18 protein-coding genes are annotated in these 19,064 nt (G+C 56.7%); 12 read left to right on the top strand and 6 right to left on the bottom strand.

Annotation, left to right across the window (positions count from 1 at the left end; translation table 11 throughout):
- Positions 1-43: 43 nt before the first annotated feature.
- Together IM290_RS14500 and IM290_RS14495 are read right to left on the bottom strand one after the other, a co-directional pair.
- The gene (locus IM290_RS14500; protein WP_193041520.1) at positions 44-862 is read right to left on the bottom strand and encodes a DUF72 domain-containing protein; all 819 of its coding nucleotides are present in this window, start codon (positions 860-862) and stop codon (positions 44-46) included.
- Positions 859-1,425: a hydrolase gene (locus IM290_RS14495; RefSeq protein WP_017384353.1), complete on the bottom strand. Its 567-nt coding sequence runs from the start codon at positions 1,423-1,425 to the stop codon at positions 859-861. Before IM290_RS14495 ends, IM290_RS14500 begins: the two co-directional genes overlap by 4 nt.
- A gap of 262 nt (positions 1,426-1,687) precedes the next feature.
- Here IM290_RS14495 and aspS point away from each other — a divergent pair, with 262 nt between their 5' ends.
- From aspS to ruvB, 6 genes are all read left to right on the top strand, one after another.
- Positions 1,688-3,460 carry an aspartate--tRNA ligase gene (aspS, locus tag IM290_RS14490; protein WP_017384352.1) on the top strand — a complete coding sequence of 591 codons (1,773 nt, stop codon included), beginning with the start codon at positions 1,688-1,690 and terminating at the stop codon, positions 3,458-3,460.
- A gap of 1 nt (position 3,461) precedes the next feature.
- Positions 3,462-3,905 (top strand): dihydroneopterin triphosphate diphosphatase, encoded by a 444-nt coding sequence (nudB, locus tag IM290_RS14485; RefSeq protein ID WP_003859745.1) that lies wholly within the window; start codon positions 3,462-3,464, stop codon positions 3,903-3,905.
- Positions 3,906-3,932: 27 nt separating this feature from the next.
- On the top strand, positions 3,933-4,673 hold the full coding sequence (locus tag IM290_RS14480) for a YebC/PmpR family DNA-binding transcriptional regulator (RefSeq protein ID WP_003859747.1): 741 nt from the start codon (positions 3,933-3,935) through the stop codon (positions 4,671-4,673).
- Positions 4,674-4,707: 34 nt separating this feature from the next.
- Positions 4,708-5,229: a crossover junction endodeoxyribonuclease RuvC gene (gene ruvC, locus IM290_RS14475; RefSeq protein ID WP_003859749.1), complete on the top strand. Its 522-nt coding sequence runs from the start codon at positions 4,708-4,710 to the stop codon at positions 5,227-5,229.
- Between the two features lie 80 nt (positions 5,230-5,309).
- Positions 5,310-5,924, top strand: coding sequence for a Holliday junction branch migration protein RuvA (gene ruvA / locus IM290_RS14470; RefSeq protein WP_003859751.1), 615 nt, complete (start codon positions 5,310-5,312; stop codon positions 5,922-5,924).
- Positions 5,925-5,932: 8 nt separating this feature from the next.
- Positions 5,933-6,943 carry a Holliday junction branch migration DNA helicase RuvB gene (gene ruvB / locus IM290_RS14465; protein WP_003859753.1) on the top strand — a complete coding sequence of 337 codons (1,011 nt, stop codon included), beginning with the start codon at positions 5,933-5,935 and terminating at the stop codon, positions 6,941-6,943.
- Positions 6,944-6,995: 52 nt separating this feature from the next.
- On the opposite strand, the gene znuB is transcribed toward ruvB, so the two are convergent.
- Both znuB and znuC read right to left on the bottom strand, forming a co-directional pair.
- Positions 6,996-7,781 (bottom strand): zinc ABC transporter permease subunit ZnuB, encoded by a 786-nt coding sequence (gene znuB / locus IM290_RS14460; protein WP_015570280.1) that lies wholly within the window; start codon positions 7,779-7,781, stop codon positions 6,996-6,998.
- Positions 7,778-8,533, bottom strand: coding sequence for a zinc ABC transporter ATP-binding protein ZnuC (gene znuC / locus IM290_RS14455; RefSeq protein ID WP_017384350.1), 756 nt, complete (start codon positions 8,531-8,533; stop codon positions 7,778-7,780). Before znuC ends, znuB begins: the two co-directional genes overlap by 4 nt.
- A 77-nt stretch (positions 8,534-8,610) precedes the next feature.
- Between znuC and znuA the strand changes: the two genes are divergently transcribed.
- From znuA to lpxM, 3 genes are all read left to right on the top strand, one after another.
- Positions 8,611-9,555 (top strand): zinc ABC transporter substrate-binding protein ZnuA, encoded by a 945-nt coding sequence (znuA, locus tag IM290_RS14450; RefSeq protein ID WP_047733884.1) that lies wholly within the window; start codon positions 8,611-8,613, stop codon positions 9,553-9,555.
- A gap of 15 nt (positions 9,556-9,570) precedes the next feature.
- Positions 9,571-10,890 (top strand): murein DD-endopeptidase MepM, encoded by a 1,320-nt coding sequence (mepM, locus tag IM290_RS14445; RefSeq protein ID WP_003859762.1) that lies wholly within the window; start codon positions 9,571-9,573, stop codon positions 10,888-10,890.
- Positions 10,891-11,007: 117 nt separating this feature from the next.
- Positions 11,008-11,979: a lauroyl-Kdo(2)-lipid IV(A) myristoyltransferase gene (gene lpxM / locus IM290_RS14440; protein WP_015570283.1), complete on the top strand. Its 972-nt coding sequence runs from the start codon at positions 11,008-11,010 to the stop codon at positions 11,977-11,979.
- A gap of 43 nt (positions 11,980-12,022) precedes the next feature.
- Here the strand turns inward: lpxM and pyk are convergent, their stop codons facing one another.
- Together pyk and IM290_RS14430 are read right to left on the bottom strand one after the other, a co-directional pair.
- The gene (gene pyk / locus IM290_RS14435; protein WP_003859767.1) at positions 12,023-13,465 is read right to left on the bottom strand and encodes a pyruvate kinase; all 1,443 of its coding nucleotides are present in this window, start codon (positions 13,463-13,465) and stop codon (positions 12,023-12,025) included.
- 114 nt (positions 13,466-13,579) lie between these two features.
- Positions 13,580-14,449 carry a MurR/RpiR family transcriptional regulator gene (locus IM290_RS14430; protein ID WP_003859769.1) on the bottom strand — a complete coding sequence of 290 codons (870 nt, stop codon included), beginning with the start codon at positions 14,447-14,449 and terminating at the stop codon, positions 13,580-13,582.
- Positions 14,450-14,805: 356 nt separating this feature from the next.
- Between IM290_RS14430 and zwf the strand changes: the two genes are divergently transcribed.
- From zwf to kdgA, 3 genes are all read left to right on the top strand, one after another.
- Positions 14,806-16,281: a glucose-6-phosphate dehydrogenase gene (zwf, locus tag IM290_RS14425; RefSeq protein ID WP_003859771.1), complete on the top strand. Its 1,476-nt coding sequence runs from the start codon at positions 14,806-14,808 to the stop codon at positions 16,279-16,281.
- 233 nt (positions 16,282-16,514) lie between these two features.
- Positions 16,515-18,326, top strand: coding sequence for a phosphogluconate dehydratase (gene edd, locus IM290_RS14420; RefSeq protein ID WP_017693246.1), 1,812 nt, complete (start codon positions 16,515-16,517; stop codon positions 18,324-18,326).
- Between the two features lie 39 nt (positions 18,327-18,365).
- Positions 18,366-19,007, top strand: a complete 642-nt coding sequence (gene kdgA / locus IM290_RS14415) for a bifunctional 4-hydroxy-2-oxoglutarate aldolase/2-dehydro-3-deoxy-phosphogluconate aldolase (RefSeq protein WP_003859774.1) — start codon at positions 18,366-18,368, stop codon at positions 19,005-19,007.
- Positions 19,008-19,064 lie beyond the last annotated feature (57 nt).

Raw genomic sequence — 19,064 nt, 5'->3', positions numbered from 1 at the left:
CCTGTTTTTGGCAGATGGCACGTCTCTATGATAGGGGGTGATTTCAGAAAAGAGAAGATTGTTGTGGGATGGACGGCGCGGGGCCAACCGACGGAACCGCCTGCTGCAAGGCCTGCCAGAGAGCATCGACCAGTTCAGGCGCCTGTGCGATATCCGGCGTATGTAAAAAAAGGTACGGCGTGGTGGTGTGCTCCCATTTCGCCAGCGTTTGCAGCCAGACGGCGAACATCTCCTCATCTTGCTGCATGTTATCGCTGCCGATAAACCGGACCATCGGGTTCTGTGCCGTTACGATCGCGTGGACGGGCACTTTCGGTTTTTTGCGCTGGGCATCAACAACGGCTTCGCTGTGCGGGATTGCGCTATGTACGGGGCGGCTGTCGAGGATCACGCGGTTGACCGATCGTTCATGCAGGCCGCGATTGAGCGCTTTCTCCGCGTCGCCCTTGGCAAAGAATTCCGGATGCCTTACTTCTACGCCGTAGGTGAAGCCATGCGGCAGGGCGTCGAGAAACTGCCAGAGGGCAGGCAGGTCGCGCGGGCCAAACGTGGCGGGAAGCTGGAGCCAGTACTGGCCAATACGGTTGGCCAGAGGCGACATCCGGGTGAAAAACTCGTGGGTTAAATCATCGCAGTTGCGCAGCGCGGCGTTGTGGGAGATGGTCGCCGGGAATTTAAAGCAAAAGCGGAAGTCGTCGGTGGTTTGCTCGCGCCAGCGTTCGACGATCTCCGCGCGGGGCAGGGCGTACAGCGTGGTATTGCCCTCCACGCAGTTAAAGTGTCGGGCATACTCTTCAAGGCTGGTAATACCCAGGCGCACCCATTTCGGGTGCGACCACTGGGGCAGGCCCACGTACATCATAGCGCGCTGAGGATCTCATCCGTGCTGCGCACGCGACCGATACGCGGGAAGATATGGGTCATGCTGCCCTGGTGCTGATCCGCAGAGGCTGCGCTGCACGCATCTTCCGCTATCACCAGGTTAAAGCCCAGCTCCCAGGCGTTACGGGCGGTGGATTCCACACCGATGTTGGTGGAGATCCCGCACAGAATAATCGTGTCGATCCCGCGACGGCGCAGCTGGAGCTCCAGGTCGGTGCCGTAGAATGCGCCCCACTGGCGTTTGGTAACTTCTATATCGCTGTCGCGTTTACCGAGCGAGACAGGATATGTCCACCAGTTGTCCGGCAGCGCCTGCGCCGGGGCCTGGGCATCAACCGGCTGTTTTAACGCTTCGGCGAAATCAGCGGACCAGCCGACGCGCACCATAACAACAGGCGAGCCGCTGGCGCGGCATTTTTCTGCCAGGCGCGCAGCGCGGCTGACCACATCGTCAGCGGTGTGCGGACCACCGGCAAAAGGCAGAATGCCTTCCTGTAAATCAATGACCACAAGGGCGGTTTTGGTGGCATCAAGTGTAAACATCGTCACTCCCGTCAAATGATTGCTTTTCTACACCTTACGACGTGATGGCCTGTTATCGGTCGGATAATTTTGTTAATTTTTGTGAGAATAGGCAATAAGAGTTCAGCAAACGCGCGTCAGGCCGTGCTTCGCTCTTATCGTGCGGCAGAATTTCCAGTATAATAGCCGCCTTTTTTCATCCAGTTGTGACATACAGAAAGCTGCGACATCGTAGCCTGCGAGACAGGCGACAATCAGCCTGCGGCTAATTAAGGGATATCTCATGCGTACAGAATATTGCGGGCAGCTGCGTCAGTCCCACGTCGGGCAGCAGGTCACCCTGTGTGGTTGGGTCAATCGTCGTCGCGATCTTGGTAGCCTTATCTTTATTGATATGCGTGACCGCGAAGGTATCGTTCAGGTGTTCTTCGATCCGGATCGCGCTGATGCGTTGAAGCTGGCTTCTGAGCTGCGCAATGAGTTCTGCATTCAGGTGACGGGCACCGTGCGTGCGCGTGACGAGAAAAACGTCAACGCCGACATGGCGACCGGCGCTATCGAAGTGCTGGCGTCCGATCTGACGATCATCAACCGCGCGGAAGCGTTGCCGCTGGACTCCAACCACGTCAACACCGAAGAAGCGCGTCTGAAATACCGCTACCTGGATCTGCGTCGTCCGGAAATGGCTCAGCGCCTGAAAACCCGTGCGAAAATCACCAGCCTGGTGCGCCGTTTTATGGATGACCACGGTTTCCTTGATATCGAAACCCCGATGCTGACCAAAGCCACGCCGGAAGGCGCGCGCGACTACCTGGTGCCATCCCGCGTCCATAAAGGCAAATTCTACGCGCTGCCGCAGTCACCACAGCTGTTCAAACAGCTGCTGATGATGTCCGGCTTCGATCGCTACTATCAGATCGTGAAATGCTTCCGCGACGAAGACCTGCGCGCTGACCGTCAGCCAGAATTTACCCAGATCGATGTGGAAACCTCCTTCATGACCGCTGAGCAGGTGCGTGAGGTGATGGAAGCCCTGGTGCGTAGCCTGTGGAACGACGTGAAAGGCGTTGAGCTGGGCGATTTCCCTGTCATGACCTTCGCGGAAGCCGAGCGTCGCTACGGTTCCGACAAACCAGACCTGCGTAACCCGATGGAGCTGGTGGACGTGGCAGACCTGGTGAAAGCCGTTGAGTTCGCGGTCTTTGCTGGCCCGGCTAACGATCCGAAAGGCCGCGTGGCTGCCCTGCGCGTTCCGGGCGGTGCTGCCCTGAGCCGTAAGCAGATTGACGACTACGGCAACTTCATCAAGATCTACGGCGCGAAAGGTCTGGCCTATATTAAAGTAACCGAGCGTGCAAAAGGTCTGGAAGGCATCACCAGCCCGGTGGCGAAATTCCTGAATGCGGACATCGTGGAAGCGATCCTTGAGCGCACCGGCGCGCAGGACGGCGACATGATCTTCTTCGGTGCAGACAACAAGAAAGTGGTTGCGGATGCGATGGGCGCGCTGCGTCTGAAGCTCGGCAAAGACCTGAACCTGACCGACGAAAGCAAATGGGCGCCGCTGTGGGTAATCGACTTCCCGATGTTCGAAGACGACGGTGAAGGCGGCCTGACCGCGATGCACCACCCGTTCACCTCGCCAAAAGAGATGACGGCGGCAGAGCTGAAAGCCGCGCCGGAAGACGCGGTGGCAAACGCCTACGATATGGTCATCAACGGCTACGAAGTGGGCGGCGGTTCCGTGCGTATTCACAGCGGTGAAATGCAGCAGACCGTGTTCGGCATTCTGGGCATTAACGAGCAGGAGCAGCGCGAGAAGTTTGGCTTCCTGCTGGACGCCCTGAAGTACGGTACCCCTCCGCACGCGGGTCTGGCCTTCGGTCTTGACCGTCTGACCATGCTGCTGACCGGCACCGACAACATCCGTGATGTGATCGCCTTCCCGAAAACCACCGCAGCGGCGTGTCTGATGACTGAAGCGCCAAGCTTTGCCAACCCGGCCGCGCTGGCTGAGCTGGGCATTGAGGTGGTGAAGAAGGAAGAGAAAAACTGATATGGCATATAAGCGTCCCGTTTCGGTTCTGGTGGTCATTTATGCAGAAGACACGAAGCGGGTGCTGATGTTGCAGCGGCGCGACGATCCGGATTTCTGGCAGTCGGTTACCGGCAGCCTGGAAGAGGGGGAGACCGCGCCGCAGGCCGCCGCGCGTGAAGTAAAGGAAGAGGTCGCCATTGATGTTGCTTACGAGCAACTGACCCTGAAGGACTGTCAGCGCACGGTGGAGTTTGAAATTTTTAGCCATTTACGTCATCGCTATGCACCGGGCATTGAGCGCAATACGGAATCGTGGTTCTGCCTTGCGCTTCCCCATGAGCGGGAGATCGTGTTCACGGAACACCTGACCTACCGCTGGGTGGATGCGGCGGATGCCGCCGCACTGACCAAGTCGTGGAGCAATCGGCAGGCGATTGAAGAATTTGTAATTAACGCTGCCTGAGAAGGCGCGATTTTTGGAGAACTTTTTATGGCAGGTCATAGTAAGTGGGCCAACACCAAACACCGCAAAGCGGCACAAGATGCCAAACGCGGTAAAATATTTACCAAAATCATTCGTGAGCTGGTGACAGCGGCGCGTCTGGGCGGCGGCGATCCGGCCTCTAACCCACGTCTGCGCGCAGCGGTGGATAAAGCCCTGTCTAACAACATGACGCGTGACACCCTGAACCGTGCCATCGCACGTGGCGTGGGCGGTGATGAAGACGCGAACATGGAAACCATCATTTATGAAGGTTACGGTCCTGGCGGTACGGCGGTGATGGTTGAGTGTCTGTCCGACAACCGTAACCGTACCGTTGCGGAAGTGCGCCACGCGTTCACCAAAACCGGCGGCAACCTGGGCACTGACGGTTCCGTAGCGTACTTGTTCAGCAAAAAAGGCGTCATCTCCTTCGAGAAAGGCGACGAAGATGCGATCATGGAAGCGGCGCTGGAAGCCGGTGCGGAAGACGTGGTGACCTACGACGACGGCGCTATTGATGTTTACACCGCATGGGAAGAGATGGGTGCCGTGCGCGATGCGCTGGAAGCGGCTGGCCTGAAGGCGGATAACGCTGAAGTCTCCATGATCCCGTCTACCAAAGCGGACATGGATGCGGAAACCGCACCGAAACTGCTGCGTCTGATCGACATGCTCGAAGACTGCGACGACGTGCAGGAAGTGTATCACAACGGTGAAATCTCTGATGAGGTTGCAGCGACTCTCTGATGAGAGCCTGTAAACCGTTTACAGGAGACGCGTGATGTCGATTATTCTCGGGATTGACCCCGGCTCACGCGTCACCGGCTATGGCGTTATCCGTCAGGTGGGACGCCAGCTAACCTACCTCGGCAGCGGCTGTATTCGCACCAAAGTGGACGATCTGCCGTCGCGCCTGAAGCTCATCTATGCGGGCGTGTCGGAGATCATCACCCAGTTCCAGCCGGACTATTTCGCCATCGAGCAGGTCTTTATGGCGAAAAACGCTGACTCGGCGTTAAAGCTCGGTCAGGCGCGCGGCGTGGCGATTGTTGCCGCCGTGAACCAGGATCTGCCAGTGTTTGAGTACGCGGCCCGTCAGGTTAAGCAGACGGTGGTGGGCATTGGTAGCGCGGAGAAAAGCCAGGTGCAGCACATGGTGCGTACCCTGCTGAAGCTCCCTGCGAACCCGCAGGCCGACGCCGCGGATGCGCTGGCCATTGCGATTACCCACTGCCACGTCAGCCAGAATGCGATGCAAATGAGCGAGTCGCGGCTCAATCTGGCGCGAGGCAGGTTACGATAATGACAAATCAGGCTGGATGTTTATCCAGCCTTTTTTTATTATGTCGGCAGTTAATTTCTTCCAGAACGCAGGAGCGTCACGTGATAGGCAGACTCAGAGGCATCATCATTGAAAAACAACCCCCGTTAGTACTGCTGGAGGTGGGTGGCGTGGGCTATGAAGTCCATATGCCAATGACCTGCTTCTATGAGCTGCCGGAGGCGGGCAAAGAGGCGGTTGTCTTTACCCAGTTTGTGGTGCGTGAAGACGCTCAGCTGCTGTACGGATTCAATAACAAACAGGAACGCACCCTGTTCCGCGAATTGATTAAAACCAACGGCGTCGGGCCGAAGCTGGCGCTGGCGATTCTGTCCGGTATGTCGGCGCCACAGTTTGTGAACGCCGTTGAGCGTGAAGATCCGGCTGCGTTAATTAAACTTCCGGGCATCGGGAAGAAAACCGCCGAGCGTTTGATTGTTGAGATGAAGGACCGCTTCAAAGGTCTGCATGGCGATCTGTTCACGCCGGCAGCCGATCTGGTGCTGACTTCCCCGGGCGCGCCTGCATCGGATGATGATGCCGAGCAGGAAGCGGTTGCCGCGCTGGTGGCGCTGGGCTATAAACCTCAGGAGGCCAGCCGGATGGTGAGCAAAATTGCTAAACCGGATGCCAGCAGTGAAACTCTGATTCGTGAAGCGCTGCGCGCTGCATTGTGAGGTAAAGGATGATTGAAGCAGACCGCCTGGTATCGGCAGGCACTATTCAGCCAGATGACGTGGTGGATCGCGCGATCCGTCCCAAACTGCTGGATGAGTACATCGGCCAGCCGCAGGTTCGTTCTCAGATGGAGATTTTCATCCAGGCGGCAAAGCTGCGCGGCGATGCGCTCGATCACCTGCTGATTTTTGGTCCGCCGGGGTTAGGTAAAACCACCCTGGCGAATATCGTCGCCAATGAAATGGGCGTTAACCTGCGTACCACCTCCGGTCCGGTGCTGGAGAAAGCGGGCGATCTGGCGGCGATGCTGACCAACCTTGAACCGCACGACGTGCTGTTTATCGATGAGATCCACCGCCTGTCACCGGTGGTGGAAGAGGTGCTCTACCCGGCGATGGAAGACTATCAGCTGGATATCATGATCGGTGAAGGCCCGGCCGCGCGCTCGATCAAAATCGATCTGCCACCGTTTACCCTGATTGGCGCCACGACCCGCGCCGGCTCTCTGACCTCTCCGCTACGCGACCGGTTTGGTATCGTGCAGCGTCTGGAGTTTTATCAGGTGCCTGACCTTCAGCATATTGTGGGCCGCAGCGCGCGCTACATGGGGCTGGATATGAGCGAAGAGGGGGCGTTTGAAGTGGCGAAGCGCTCCCGCGGTACGCCGCGTATCGCCAACCGCCTGCTGCGCCGGGTGCGTGACTTTGCCGAGGTGAAGCACGACGGCACCATATCGGCCGAGATCGCCGCCCAGGCGCTGGATATGCTGAATGTCGATGCCGAAGGTTTTGACTACATGGACCGTAAGCTGCTGCTGGCGGTGCTGGATAAGTTCTTTGGCGGGCCAGTAGGGCTGGATAACCTGGCGGCGGCAATTGGCGAAGAGCGTGAGACTATCGAGGACGTGCTGGAGCCGTATCTGATCCAGCAGGGCTTCTTGCAGCGTACCCCGCGTGGTCGTATGGCAACGGTGCGGGCGTGGAATCATTTCGGCATTACGCCGCCCGCAATGCCGTAAGCAGCGATAAATTGTAGCCCCGGTAAGCGAAGCGCCACCGGGGACATGCTGACTACTGCGCGGTCTTTTTCATCATACTGAAAATAAACAACACCGCCGCGCACAATACCACCGACGGCCCTGCTGGCGTGTCATAAAACGCCGAGAAAGTTAACCCGCCCGTGACCGCGATCATTCCGATAATCACCGCGATACCGGCCATTTGCTCCGGCGTACGCGCAAAACGGCGCGCCGTGGCGGCAGGGATTATCAGCAGCGACGTGATGATCAGCGCGCCGACAAACTTCATCGCCACGCCGATGGTTAACGCCGTCACCAGCATCAATAGCAGCTTCACGCGCTGAAGCTTCACGCCGTCGACAAAGGCCAGATCCGGGCTGACGGTCATAGCCAGTAAATTTCGCCACTGCCACAGCAGGATCCCGAGCACCACTGCCACGCCAATGGCAATAGAAATCAGATCTTCGGGCGTGACGGCCAGCAGATCGCCGAACAGATAGGCCATCAGGTCCACGCGGATGTTTGACATCAGGCTCACTACCACCAGGCCCAGCGACAGGGCGCTGTGCGCCATAATGCCGAGCAGGGTATCAATTGCCAGATGAGGGCGTTTTTCCAGCCAGACCAGACCGGCAGCCAGCAGCAGCGTGACGACAATCACCGCATAAAACGGGTTCACGTCCAGTAACAAACCAAACGCCACACCCAGCAATGAAGCATGGGCCAGCGTATCGCCGAAATAGGACATTCTGCGCCAGACGACAAACGAGCCGAGTGGACCCGCGGCGCAGGCAAGCATAATCCCGGCCAGCCAGCCGGGCAGTAACAGTTCAATCATGAGTGTCCATTTCCCCGACGCAGGACAATTCGTCCCTGTAAATCATGGCGGTGATTGTGATTATGACGATAGATGCCCAGCTGCTCGGCGCCACGATGGCCAAACATAGAGATAAATTCCGGATGCATTGACACCACTTCCGGCGTGCCGGAACAACAAATGTGATGGTTCAGGCACAGCACTTCGTCGGTTTTGGCCATCACCAGATGCAGATCATGGGACACCATCAGCACCGCGCAGTTTAGCTCCCGACGGAGTTGGTCAATCAGATCGTACAGCGCAACCTGACCGTTGACGTCAACACCCTGCGTAGGCTCGTCCAGGACCAGCAGTTGAGGGCTGCTGAGCAGGGCGCGGGCAAGTAATACGCGCTGGGTTTCACCGCCCGACAGCTTTTGCAAGGGCGCCTCAACAAGATGTCCCGCCTGAACGCGTTTCAGCGCCGGGAGGATATCCGCTTTACGCGTACCGGGACGGAGGCGCAGGAAGCGGCTCACCGTCAGGGGCAGGGTGGCATCGAGGTGTAATTTTTGCGGCACATAGCCGATACGCAACTTGTCTTGGCGGACGATAACACCTGCGTCAGGGGCTACCAGGCCTAATACGACGCGTACCAGCGTCGACTTGCCTGCACCGTTAGGGCCGAGCAGCGTGAGTATTTTTCCGGGCTTCAGATTCAGCGACACGTCAGAAAGGACGCGGCGCTGGCCGAATGAGACCGAAACATTTTCTAGAGAAACTAAAGTCGTCATGTCAATTTAAGCTTGCAGAAGTCATCGAATGTTATAATATCACATTCCACGCATTCATTACGATGATTAGTCGCATTATGTTACAGAAAAATACGCTTCTTTTCGCAGCTTTATCCGCTGCTCTTTGGGGTACAACAGCACAAGATGTTAACGCCGCCGTTGTCGCTTCGCTTAAACCGCTTGGATTTATCGCCTCTGCCATCGCGGATGGGGTCACTGAGACCCAGGTTCTGCTGCCTGATGGTGCTTCCGAGCATGATTATTCCCTGCGTCCATCTGATGTAAAACGCTTACAGAACGCGGACTTAGTCGTCTGGATTGGTCCTGAGATGGAAGCGTTCATGCAGAAGTCAGCCAGTCAGATTGCCGCTGAGAAACAGGTGACGATTGCCGGGCTGTCCGGCGTGAAACCGTTACTCATGAAAGGAGCTGAGGACGAGGGTGACGAACACGACCACGACCATGCTCACGGTGAAAAAGGTGACGACCATCACCATCACGGCGAATACAACATGCATCTCTGGCTCTCCCCAGAGATAGCGCGGCTTACAGCGGTTGCAATCCACGACAAATTAGTGGAACTTATGCCGCAAAGTCGAATCAAACTCGACGCCAACCTGAAGGATTTTGAGGCTCAATTAGCTGCAACCGACAAACAGGTGGGTAACGAGCTCGCACCGCTTAAAGGAAAAGGGTACTTCGTTTTTCATGATGCCTACGGGTATTACGAGAAACATTACGGTCTGACCCCGCTGGGGCATTTTACCGTCAACCCTGAAATTCAGCCTGGTGCGCAGCGTTTACATGAAATCAGAACACAGTTGGTTGAGCAAAAAGCGACATGCGTTTTTGCTGAGCCACAGTTCAGGCCAGCGGTCGTAGAAGCCGTGGCCAGGGGAACATCCGTGCGCATGGGAACCCTTGACCCGCTAGGTACGAACATCCAGTTGAGCAAAGCGAGCTATTCGCAGTTCCTCAGCCAACTGGCGAATCAGTATGCGAGCTGCCTGAAAGGAGATTAACGAGGAAGTGAATACGTGCAACAGATAGCCCGCTCTGTCGCCCTGGCATTTAACAATCTGCCTCGACCCCACCGCGTTATGCTGGGGTCGCTTACAGTTCTCACATTAGCGGTCGCCGTCTGGCGGCCCTATGTTTACCACCCGAGTTCCGCCCCAATCATTAAAACCATCGAACTGGAGAAGAGCGAGATCCGCTCTCTGCTGCCTGAGGCCAGCGAGCCTATCGATCAGGCCGCTCAGGAAGATGAAGCGATTCCCCAGGATGAGCTGGATGACAAGATCCAGAATGAAGCCGGCATTCATGAATATGTTGTATCTACTGGCGATACGCTGAGCAGCGTCCTGAACCAGTACGGTATCGACATGGGCAACATCAGCCAGCTCGCCGCATCCGATAAAGAGCTGCGTAACCTGAAAATTGGTCAGCAGCTTTCCTGGACCCTAACGCCCGACGGCGATCTGCAACGTCTGACCTGGGAGATGTCCCGTCGCGAAACCCGCACCTACGATCGCACTGCAAACGGTTTCAAAATGACCAGCGAATTGCAGCAGGGCGACTGGGTTAACAGCGTCATGAAAGGGACCGTCGGCGGCAGCTTTGTTTCCAGCGCACGCGATGCCGGCCTGACCAGCGCTGAAATCAGCTCGGTGATCAAAGCCATGCAGTGGCAGATGGATTTCCGCAAACTGAAAAAAGGCGATCAGTTCTCTGTCCTGATGTCCCGCGAAATGCTGGACGGTAAGCGCGAGCAGAGCCAGCTGGTGGGCGTTCGTCTGCGTTCAGACGGCAAAGACTACTACGCTATTCGCGCGGAAGACGGTAAGTTCTATGACCGCAGCGGTACGGGTCTGGCAAAAGGCTTCCTGCGTTTCCCAACGGCGAAACAGTTCCGCGTCTCCTCCAACTTTAACCCGCGTCGTCTGAACCCGGTAACTGGCCGCGTAGCGCCGCACCGTGGCGTTGACTTCGCCATGCCGCAGGGCACGCCAGTGCTAGCGGTAGGGGATGGTGAAGTGGTCATGGCGAAACGCAGCGGTGCTGCTGGCTACTACGTTGCTATTCGTCACGGTCGTACGTACACCACCCGCTACATGCACCTGCGTAAACTGCTGGTCAAACCGGGCCAGAAAGTGAAACGTGGCGATCGCATCGCGTTGTCCGGTAACACCGGCCGGTCGACGGGTCCGCACCTGCACTACGAAGTGTGGATCAACCAGCAGGCGGTTAACCCGCTGACGGCAAAACTGCCGCGTACCGAAGGGCTGACCGGCAAAGATCGCAAAGATTACCTGGCGCAGGTGAAAGAGGTGATGCCGCAGCTGCGCTTCGACTAAGCTCTCCTGATTTAAAAAGCCGGCGTCAGTATGCGCCGGCTTTTTCTTTTGTGCGCGGGCGGCAGCCTCGCTACACTATCCGAATATATTTTTGCGTCACCAGACCCTGGAACCCGCATGGAAACCAAAAAAAACAATATTGAGTACATTCCCGAGTTTGAAAAATCTTTTCGCCACCCGCGTAACTGGGGCGCCTGGCTTGGCGTATACGCGTTTGCTGGCATGGCGTTGCTACCTGCTTCCCTCCGCGATCCGGTGCTCGGCAAAGTGGGGCGCCTGGCAGGGCGCTTAGGTAAAAGCGCACGCCGCCGCGCGCAAATAAATCTGTTGTACTGTTTTCCGGATAAAAGCGACGCCGAACGCGAAGCAATCATTGATGACATGTATACCACCGCGCCACAGGCCATGGCGATGATGGCGGAACTGGCGCTGAAAGGGCCGGAGAAGATCGTCGAACGCGTTGACTGGAAAGGGCTGGAGATCATCGACGAGATGCGTCGCAATGATGAAAAGGTGATTTTCCTGGTGCCGCACGGCTGGGGGGTAGACATTCCGGCGATGTTAATGGCGTCGCAGGGCCAGAAAATGGCGGCGATGTTCCATAATCAGGGAAACAAAATCTACGACTTCGTCTGGAATACCGTGCGCCGTCGCTTTGGCGGGCGTTTGCACGCCCGAAACGATGGCATTAAGCCTTTCATTCAGTCGGTACGTCAGGGTTACTGGGGCTACTATCTGCCCGATCAGGACCACGGCCCGGAACACAGCGAGTTTGTCGATTTCTTCGCAACCTATAAAGCCACGCTACCCGCGATTGGTCGCCTGATGAAAGTCTGCCGCGCCCGCGTGATCCCACTGTTCCCGGTTTATGACGGTAAAACGCATCGCCTGAGCATTGAGGTACGTCCGCCGATGGACGATCTGCTGACCGCAGACGATCACACCATCGCACGTCGCATGAATGAAGAGGTGGAGGTGCTGGTGGGGCCGCATAAGGAGCAATATACGTGGATCCTGAAGCTGCTCAAAACGCGCAAACCTGGCGAAACAGAGCCGTACAAGCGTAAAGAGCTTTTCCCGAAGAAATAGGAAACCTTCACCCCTCTCCCCTTAGGGGAGAGGGGAGCGGAGCTTACTCTACGGTCAGTACGCGGGTGGTATTGGTTGAGCCGATGGTGCTCATCACGTCACCCTGCGTCACGATAACGATATCACCGGATACCAGATAACCTTTGTCGCGCAGCAGGTTCACGGCATCGTGCGCGGCGGCCACGCCGTCGTTGGTGCTGTCGAAGTATACTGGCGTCACGCCGCGATACAGCGCCGTCAGGTTCAGCGTACGCTCGTGACGGGACATAGCGAAGATCGGCAGACCGGAGCTGATACGGGACGTCATTAGCGCGGTACGGCCAGATTCGGTCATGGTGATGATCGCCGTGACCCCTTTCAGGTGGTTGGCTGCGTACATCGCAGACATCGCAATCGCTTCTTCCACGTTGTCGAACTGAATGTCCAGACGGTGTTTAGAGACGTTAATGCTTGGGATCTTCTCTGCACCCAGGCACACGCGCGCCATGGCGGCCACGGTTTCTGCCGGATACTGACCTGCCGCGGTTTCCGCTGACAGCATCACCGCATCGGTACCATCCAGCACGGCGTTCGCCACGTCCATGACTTCCGCACGGGTTGGCATTGGGTTGGTGATCATGGATTCCATCATCTGGGTGGCGGTGATCACCGCGCGGTTCAGCTGACGCGCGCGACGGATCAGCGCTTTCTGGATACCGACCAGTTCAGGGTCGCCAATTTCCACGCCCAGGTCACCACGGGCAACCATCACCACGTCAGACGCCAGGATCACGTCGTCCATCGCGTCCTGATCGCAGACCGCTTCAGCGCGTTCCACTTTCGCAACGATTTTCGCATCGCAGCCTGCATCGCGCGCCAGGCGGCGAGCATAGTTCAGATCTTCGCCGCAGCGCGGGAAGGAGACGGCCAGGTAATCCACGCCGATCTGCGCTGCGGTCACGATATCCGCTTTGTCTTTATCGGTCAGCGCTTCGGCAGACAGGCCACCGCCGAGTTTGTTGATGCCTTTGTTGTTGGAGAGCGGGCCGCCGACGGTCACTTCGGTGAATACCTTCATACCCTGAACTTCCAGCACTTTCAGCTGTACGCGTCCGTCGTCCAGCAGCAGGATGTCGCCAGGCACAACGTCAGCAGGCAGACCTTTGTAGTCGATACCCACTTTTTCCTTATCGCCTTCGCCTTTGCTCAGGTTGGCATCCAGCAGGAATTTATCGCCGATGTTGAGGAAGACTTTGCCTTCTTTAAAGGTCGATACGCGGATTTTTGGACCTTGCAGGTCACCGAGGATAGCAACATGGCGGCCCAGTTTAGCTGCGATTTCACGCACTTTGTCGGCACGTAATTTATGGTCTTCTGGCGTACCGTGAGAGAAGTTCATGCGCACCACGTTGGCACCCGCGGCGATAATCTTTTCGAGGTTATTATCGCGGTCGGTGGCCGGGCCTAAGGTGGTGACGATCTTGGTTCTGCGAAGCCTTCTGGACATGTAATACTCCGTTGACTGAAACAACTTTGGTGTTGCGTGAACATAGAATCGGCCTTCATCTATCGCAAGGCAGTAGCGAGGGGACCGAATGCCGTAAATCGTACATCGTAGTTATTAGGGAACATCGCTCTTTATAAGCAATTCTTTATCAAAACGCGATTCTTTCAGGGCTTCCTTGACCCGCTTCAAGTTATCCCGGAATTTTGCGCCCCGTCGTAAGGTAAAACCGGTCGCCAGCACGTCGATGACCGTCAACTGCGCCAGGCGGGAGACCATCGGCATGTACATGTCGGTGTCCTCCGGTACGTCCAGGGTAATAGCGAGCGTCGCTTCCCTGGCCAGCGGCGTACCTGCCGTCGTCAGGGCGATGACCATCGCATCGTTGTCACGCGCGAGCTGCGCCAGCTCCACCTGGCTCTTGGTGCGGCCCGTATGGGAGATGAGTACCACGACATCATCTTCACTACAATTCATACAGCTCATGCGTTGCAGCACAATGTCATCGGAGTAAATCACCGGCACGTTAAAGCGAAAGAACTTATTCATGGCGTCATGCGCCACGGCGGCGGACGAGCCAAGGCCAAAGAAGGCAATCCGTTTGGCCTGCGTGAGAAGATCGACCGCGCGATTCACTGAACTCATGTCCAGAGACTGGCGAACGTGGTCGAGCGTGGCCATAGCCGATTCAAATATTTTTGCGGTGTAAGCATCAACGCTGTCGTCTTCATCTACATTGCGATTAACATACGGGGTGCCGTTTGCCAGACTTTGGGCCAGATGCAGTTTAAAATCAGGAAAGCCGCGCGTGTCCAGACTACGACAGAATCGATTGACCGTCGGTTCGCTGACGCCCGATTCCTGTGCCAGAGCAGCGATGCTTGAATGAATCGCCTGAGCGGGCGCGGCGAGAATAACTTCAGCCACTTTGCGCTCGGATTTGCTAAGGTGTTCCAGTTGAAACTGGATTTTTTCCAGCATGTTCATTGTTAACAAGACGCTCATGAGGGCATAAACGATTTCATAAAGAGATGAAATCTTGATTCGATTTAGCCGATATTACCCCCGGGACTCCCGAAAGGGTAATCGTCGACAAGAAATGTTGTTGTTTTTTTTCATTACTTGATCGACGTCGGGTTTTGCTCTGACCCTGTTGCGCAAAGAATCGACGTTTGTTGCGTCATCAGACGGGCGTTATGGCCCGGGTGACGAAAAATCACCGTATCGCACGCGACGTTAAGCGCTAATGGTTTCAGGAAACGCGTAAAAGCAGTACAGTGCATTGTAATAAAATTACAACGATACCTGGCAGAGTACCAGGCGATCTAACTGAGGAGAATGACATGGCGGTAACGCAAACAGCCCAGGCATGTGACCTGGTCATTTTCGGCGCGAAAGGCGATCTTGCACGCCGAAAATTGCTGCCTTCCCTGTATCAGCTCGAAAAAGCGGGCCAGATCCATCCCGACACCCGAATCCTTGGGGTAGGACGCGCAGACTGGGATAAGGAGGCTTATACCAAAGTCGTGCGCGAGGCGCTCGAAACGTTCATGAAAGAGAAAATCGATGAAAGCCTTTGGGATAAGCTGAGCGGGCGTCTCGATTTCTGCAACCTGGACGTCAACGATGTAGGCGCCTTTACCCGTCTGGGTGAAATGCTTGACCAGGAAAATCGTGTCACTATTAACTATTTCGCCATGCCCCCAAGCACCTTCGGCGCCATCTGCAAAGGTCTGGGCGAAGCGAAGCTGAACGCCAAACCGGCGCGCGTGGTGATGGAGAAACCGCTGGGTACGTCGCTGGCGACCTCGCGTGAAATCAACGACCAGGTGGGCGAGTTCTTTGAGGAGTGTCAGGTTTACCGTATTGACCACTATCTGGGCAAAGAGACGGTACTGAACCTGCTGGCGCTGCGTTTTGCCAACTCCCTGTTCGTGAACAACTGGGACAACCGCACTATCGACCACGTGGAAATTACCGTGGCGGAAGAGGTGGGCATCGAAGGCCGTTGGGGCTACTTCGACCAGGCCGGCCAGATGCGTGACATGATCCAGAACCACCTGCTGCAAATTCTGTGCATGATTGCCATGTCTCCACCGTCAGATCTGACGGCCGACAGCATTCGTGATGCCAAAGTGAAAGTGCTGAAATCACTGCGCCGTATTGACCGCTCCAACGTGCGTGAGAAAACCGTGCGCGGCCAGTACACCGCAGGTTTTGCCCAGGGGAAAAAAGTTCCTGGCTATCTGGAAGAAGAGGGCGCGAACAAGTCCAGCAACACCGAGACGTTTGTGGCGATCCGTGTGGATATCGACGACTGGCGCTGGGCCGGTGTGCCGTTCTACCTGCGTACCGGGAAACGTCTGCCGGCAAAATGCTCCGAAGTGGTGGTCTACTTCAAAAATCCGGAACTGAACCTGTTCAAAGAATCCTGGCAGGAACTGCCGCAGAACAAACTGACCATCCGTCTGCAACCGGACGAGGGTGTGGATATTCAGATCCTCAACAAAGTGCCGGGTCTTGATCACAAACACAACCTGCAAACCACCAAGCTGGACCTGAGCTACTCTGAAACCTTCAACCAGACGCATCTCGCCGATGCTTACGAGCGTCTGCTGCTGGAAACCATGCGTGGTATCCAGGCGCTGTTCGTCCGCCGCGATGAAGTGGAAGAGGCGTGGAAGTGGGTCGACTCCATCACCGAAGCGTGGGCAGCCGATCAGGACGCGCCAAAACCGTATCAGGCGGGAACATGGGGACCTGTCGCCTCCGTTGCGATGATCACCCGTGATGGCCGCTCCTGGAACGAGTTTGAATAACCACCTTCTCTAGCCCAAAGGTGTTATTTTACCGGTAACATGATCTAACACAGCAAGTGGCATCATTTTTATCTTTTAAGCTCCGCGTGGATTCACCCGCGGAGCTTTTTTTATTACACTCCCTTCAGACATTTTGCCCCTGTGCTCCGGATATCAGGCGTTTCAGCGTTGTTAACAACCGTCAGAAACTGTGTAAACTCCCGAGCCTGGACAGATAAATTAGAGGAGCTTTTATGAATCCGACATTGTTACGCGTAACACAGCGCATTGTTGAGCGCTCGAAAGAGACCCGTACTGCCTACCTTGCCCGCATCGAACAGGCGAAGAGTGAAACTGTCCATCGCTCTCAGCTGGCCTGCGGGAATCTGGCCCACGGCTTTGCGGCCTGCCAGCCTGGTGATAAAGACGCGCTGAAAAGCATGTTGCGTAACAATATCGCCATCATTACCTCCTATAACGACATGCTTTCAGCCCACCAGCCGTATGAGGCCTACCCGGCTATCATCCGCAATGCGCTGCACAGCGTGAACGCGGTGGGCCAGGTTGCAGGCGGCGTGCCGGCCATGTGTGATGGCGTAACCCAGGGCCAGGACGGTATGGAGCTGTCCTTGCTGAGCCGCGAAGTGATCGCCATGTCGGCGGCAGTGGGCCTCTCTCACAACATGTTTGATGGCGCGCTCTATCTGGGCGTGTGCGACAAAATCGTCCCGGGGCTGGTGATGGCCGCGCTGTCGTTTGGCCATCTGCCAGCGATTTTTGTGCCGTCAGGCCCGATGGCTAGTGGTCTGCCAAACAAGGAAAAAGTCCGTATCCGCCAGCTGTATGCCGAAGGAAAAGCGGACCGTCAGGCACTGCTGGAAGCGGAAGCCGCGTCCTATCATGCGCCGGGCACCTGTACGTTCTACGGTACGGCCAACACCAACCAGATGGTGGTGGAGTTTATGGGTATGCAGCTGCCGGGCTCGTCGTTCATCCAGCCGGATGCGCCACTGCGTAAAGCGCTGACCGAAGCCGCAGCCCGTCAGGTGACGCGCCTGACCGGTAACGGCAACGAGTGGATGCCAATGGGCAAGATGGTGGATGAAAAAGTCATCGTCAACGGGATCGTCGCCCTGCTGGCGACCGGCGGTTCAACCAACCATACCATGCACCTTGTCGCGATGGCGCGCGCGGCGGGCATTCTGATCAACTGGGATGACTTCTCCGATATCTCCTCTGTGGTACCGTTGATGGCGCGTCTGTACCCGAACGGTCCGGCGGACATCAACCACTTCCAGGCCGCGGGCGGCGTGCCGGTACTAATGCGCGAGCTGCTGAAAGGCGGCCTGCTGCATGAGGATGTCAACACGGTGGCGGGCTTTGGCCTGCATCGCTATACCCTTGAACCGTGGCTGAACAACGGTGAGCTGGACTGGCGCGAAGGGGCGAGCGACTCGCTCGATCCTCAGGTTATCGCAACCTTCGAACAACCGTTCTCTCCTCACGGCGGCACCAAAGTGCTGAGCGGTAACCTTGGGCGTGCCGTGATGAAAACCTCTGCCGTGCCGGAAGAGAATCAGGTTATTGAAGCCCCGGCGGTGGTGTTTGAAAGCCAGCACGACGTTTTACCTGCCTTTGACGCGGGTCTGCTTGATAAAGACTGTGTGGTCGTGGTGCGTCATCAGGGACCAAAAGCGAACGGGATGCCAGAATTACATAAACTTATGCCGCCGCTTGGTGTATTATTGGACCGCCGTTTCAAAATTGCACTGGTAACCGATGGACGCCTTTCAGGGGCATCCGGTAAAGTGCCTTCAGCGATTCATGTCACCCCGGAAGCCTACGACGGCGGCCTGCTGGCGAAAGTGCGTGATGGTGACATGATCCGCGTCAACGGTCAGACAGGCGAGTTAACCCTGCTGGTGGATGAAGCAGAGCTGGCGGCGCGTCAGCCACATATTCCTGACCTGAGCGCGTCACGCGTGGGTACCGGACGCGAAATGTTTGGTGCGTTGCGTGAGAAACTCTCCGGTGCGGAGCAGGGCGCAACCTGTATTACGTTTTAAGACGACTTGATTTTAACGATCTGGCGAGAGAAAACTCTGATGAAAAACTGGAAAACAAGTGCAGAAGCAATCCTGACCACTGGCCCTGTCGTGCCGGTTATTGTGGTAAACAAACTGGAGCACGCGGTCCCGATGGCGAAGGCGCTGGTTGCGGGTGGCGTTCGCGTTCTGGAAGTGACCCTGCGTACGGCCTGTGCGATGGATGCGATCCGTGCTATCGCCAAAGAAGTGCCGGAAGCGATCATTGGTGCCGGTACGGTTCTGAATGCGCAGCAGCTGGCGGAAGTGACCGAAGCGGGCGCACAGTTTGCCATCAGCCCGGGGCTGACTGAGCCCCTGCTGAAAGCCGCAACCGAAGGTTCTATTCCGCTGATCCCGGGTATCAGCACCGTTTCTGAACTGATGCTGGGCATGGACTACGGCCTGAAAGAGTTCAAATTCTTCCCGGCTGAAGCGAACGGCGGCACCAAAGCGTTGCAGGCCATTGCGGGCCCATTCTCTCAGGTGCGTTTCTGCCCAACGGGCGGCATCTCTCCGGCCAACTACCGTGACTATCTGGCGCTGAAAAGCGTGCTGTGCATCGGCGGCTCCTGGCTGGTTCCGGCGGATGCGCTGGAAGCAGGCGACTGGGATCGCATCACTAAACTGGCTCGCGAAGCGGTAGAAGGCGCGAAACAGTAAGTTTGTTTGCCGGGTGTCGGCTGCGCCTAACCCGGCCAGCCAGACAGTTAAAACGGG

The organism is Enterobacter cloacae complex sp. S1 (genome assembly GCF_014930525.1).
Lineage (GTDB): Bacteria > Pseudomonadota > Gammaproteobacteria > Enterobacterales > Enterobacteriaceae > Enterobacter > Enterobacter hormaechei_C.
This window is presented reverse-complemented; position numbering and strand designations above follow the sequence as displayed.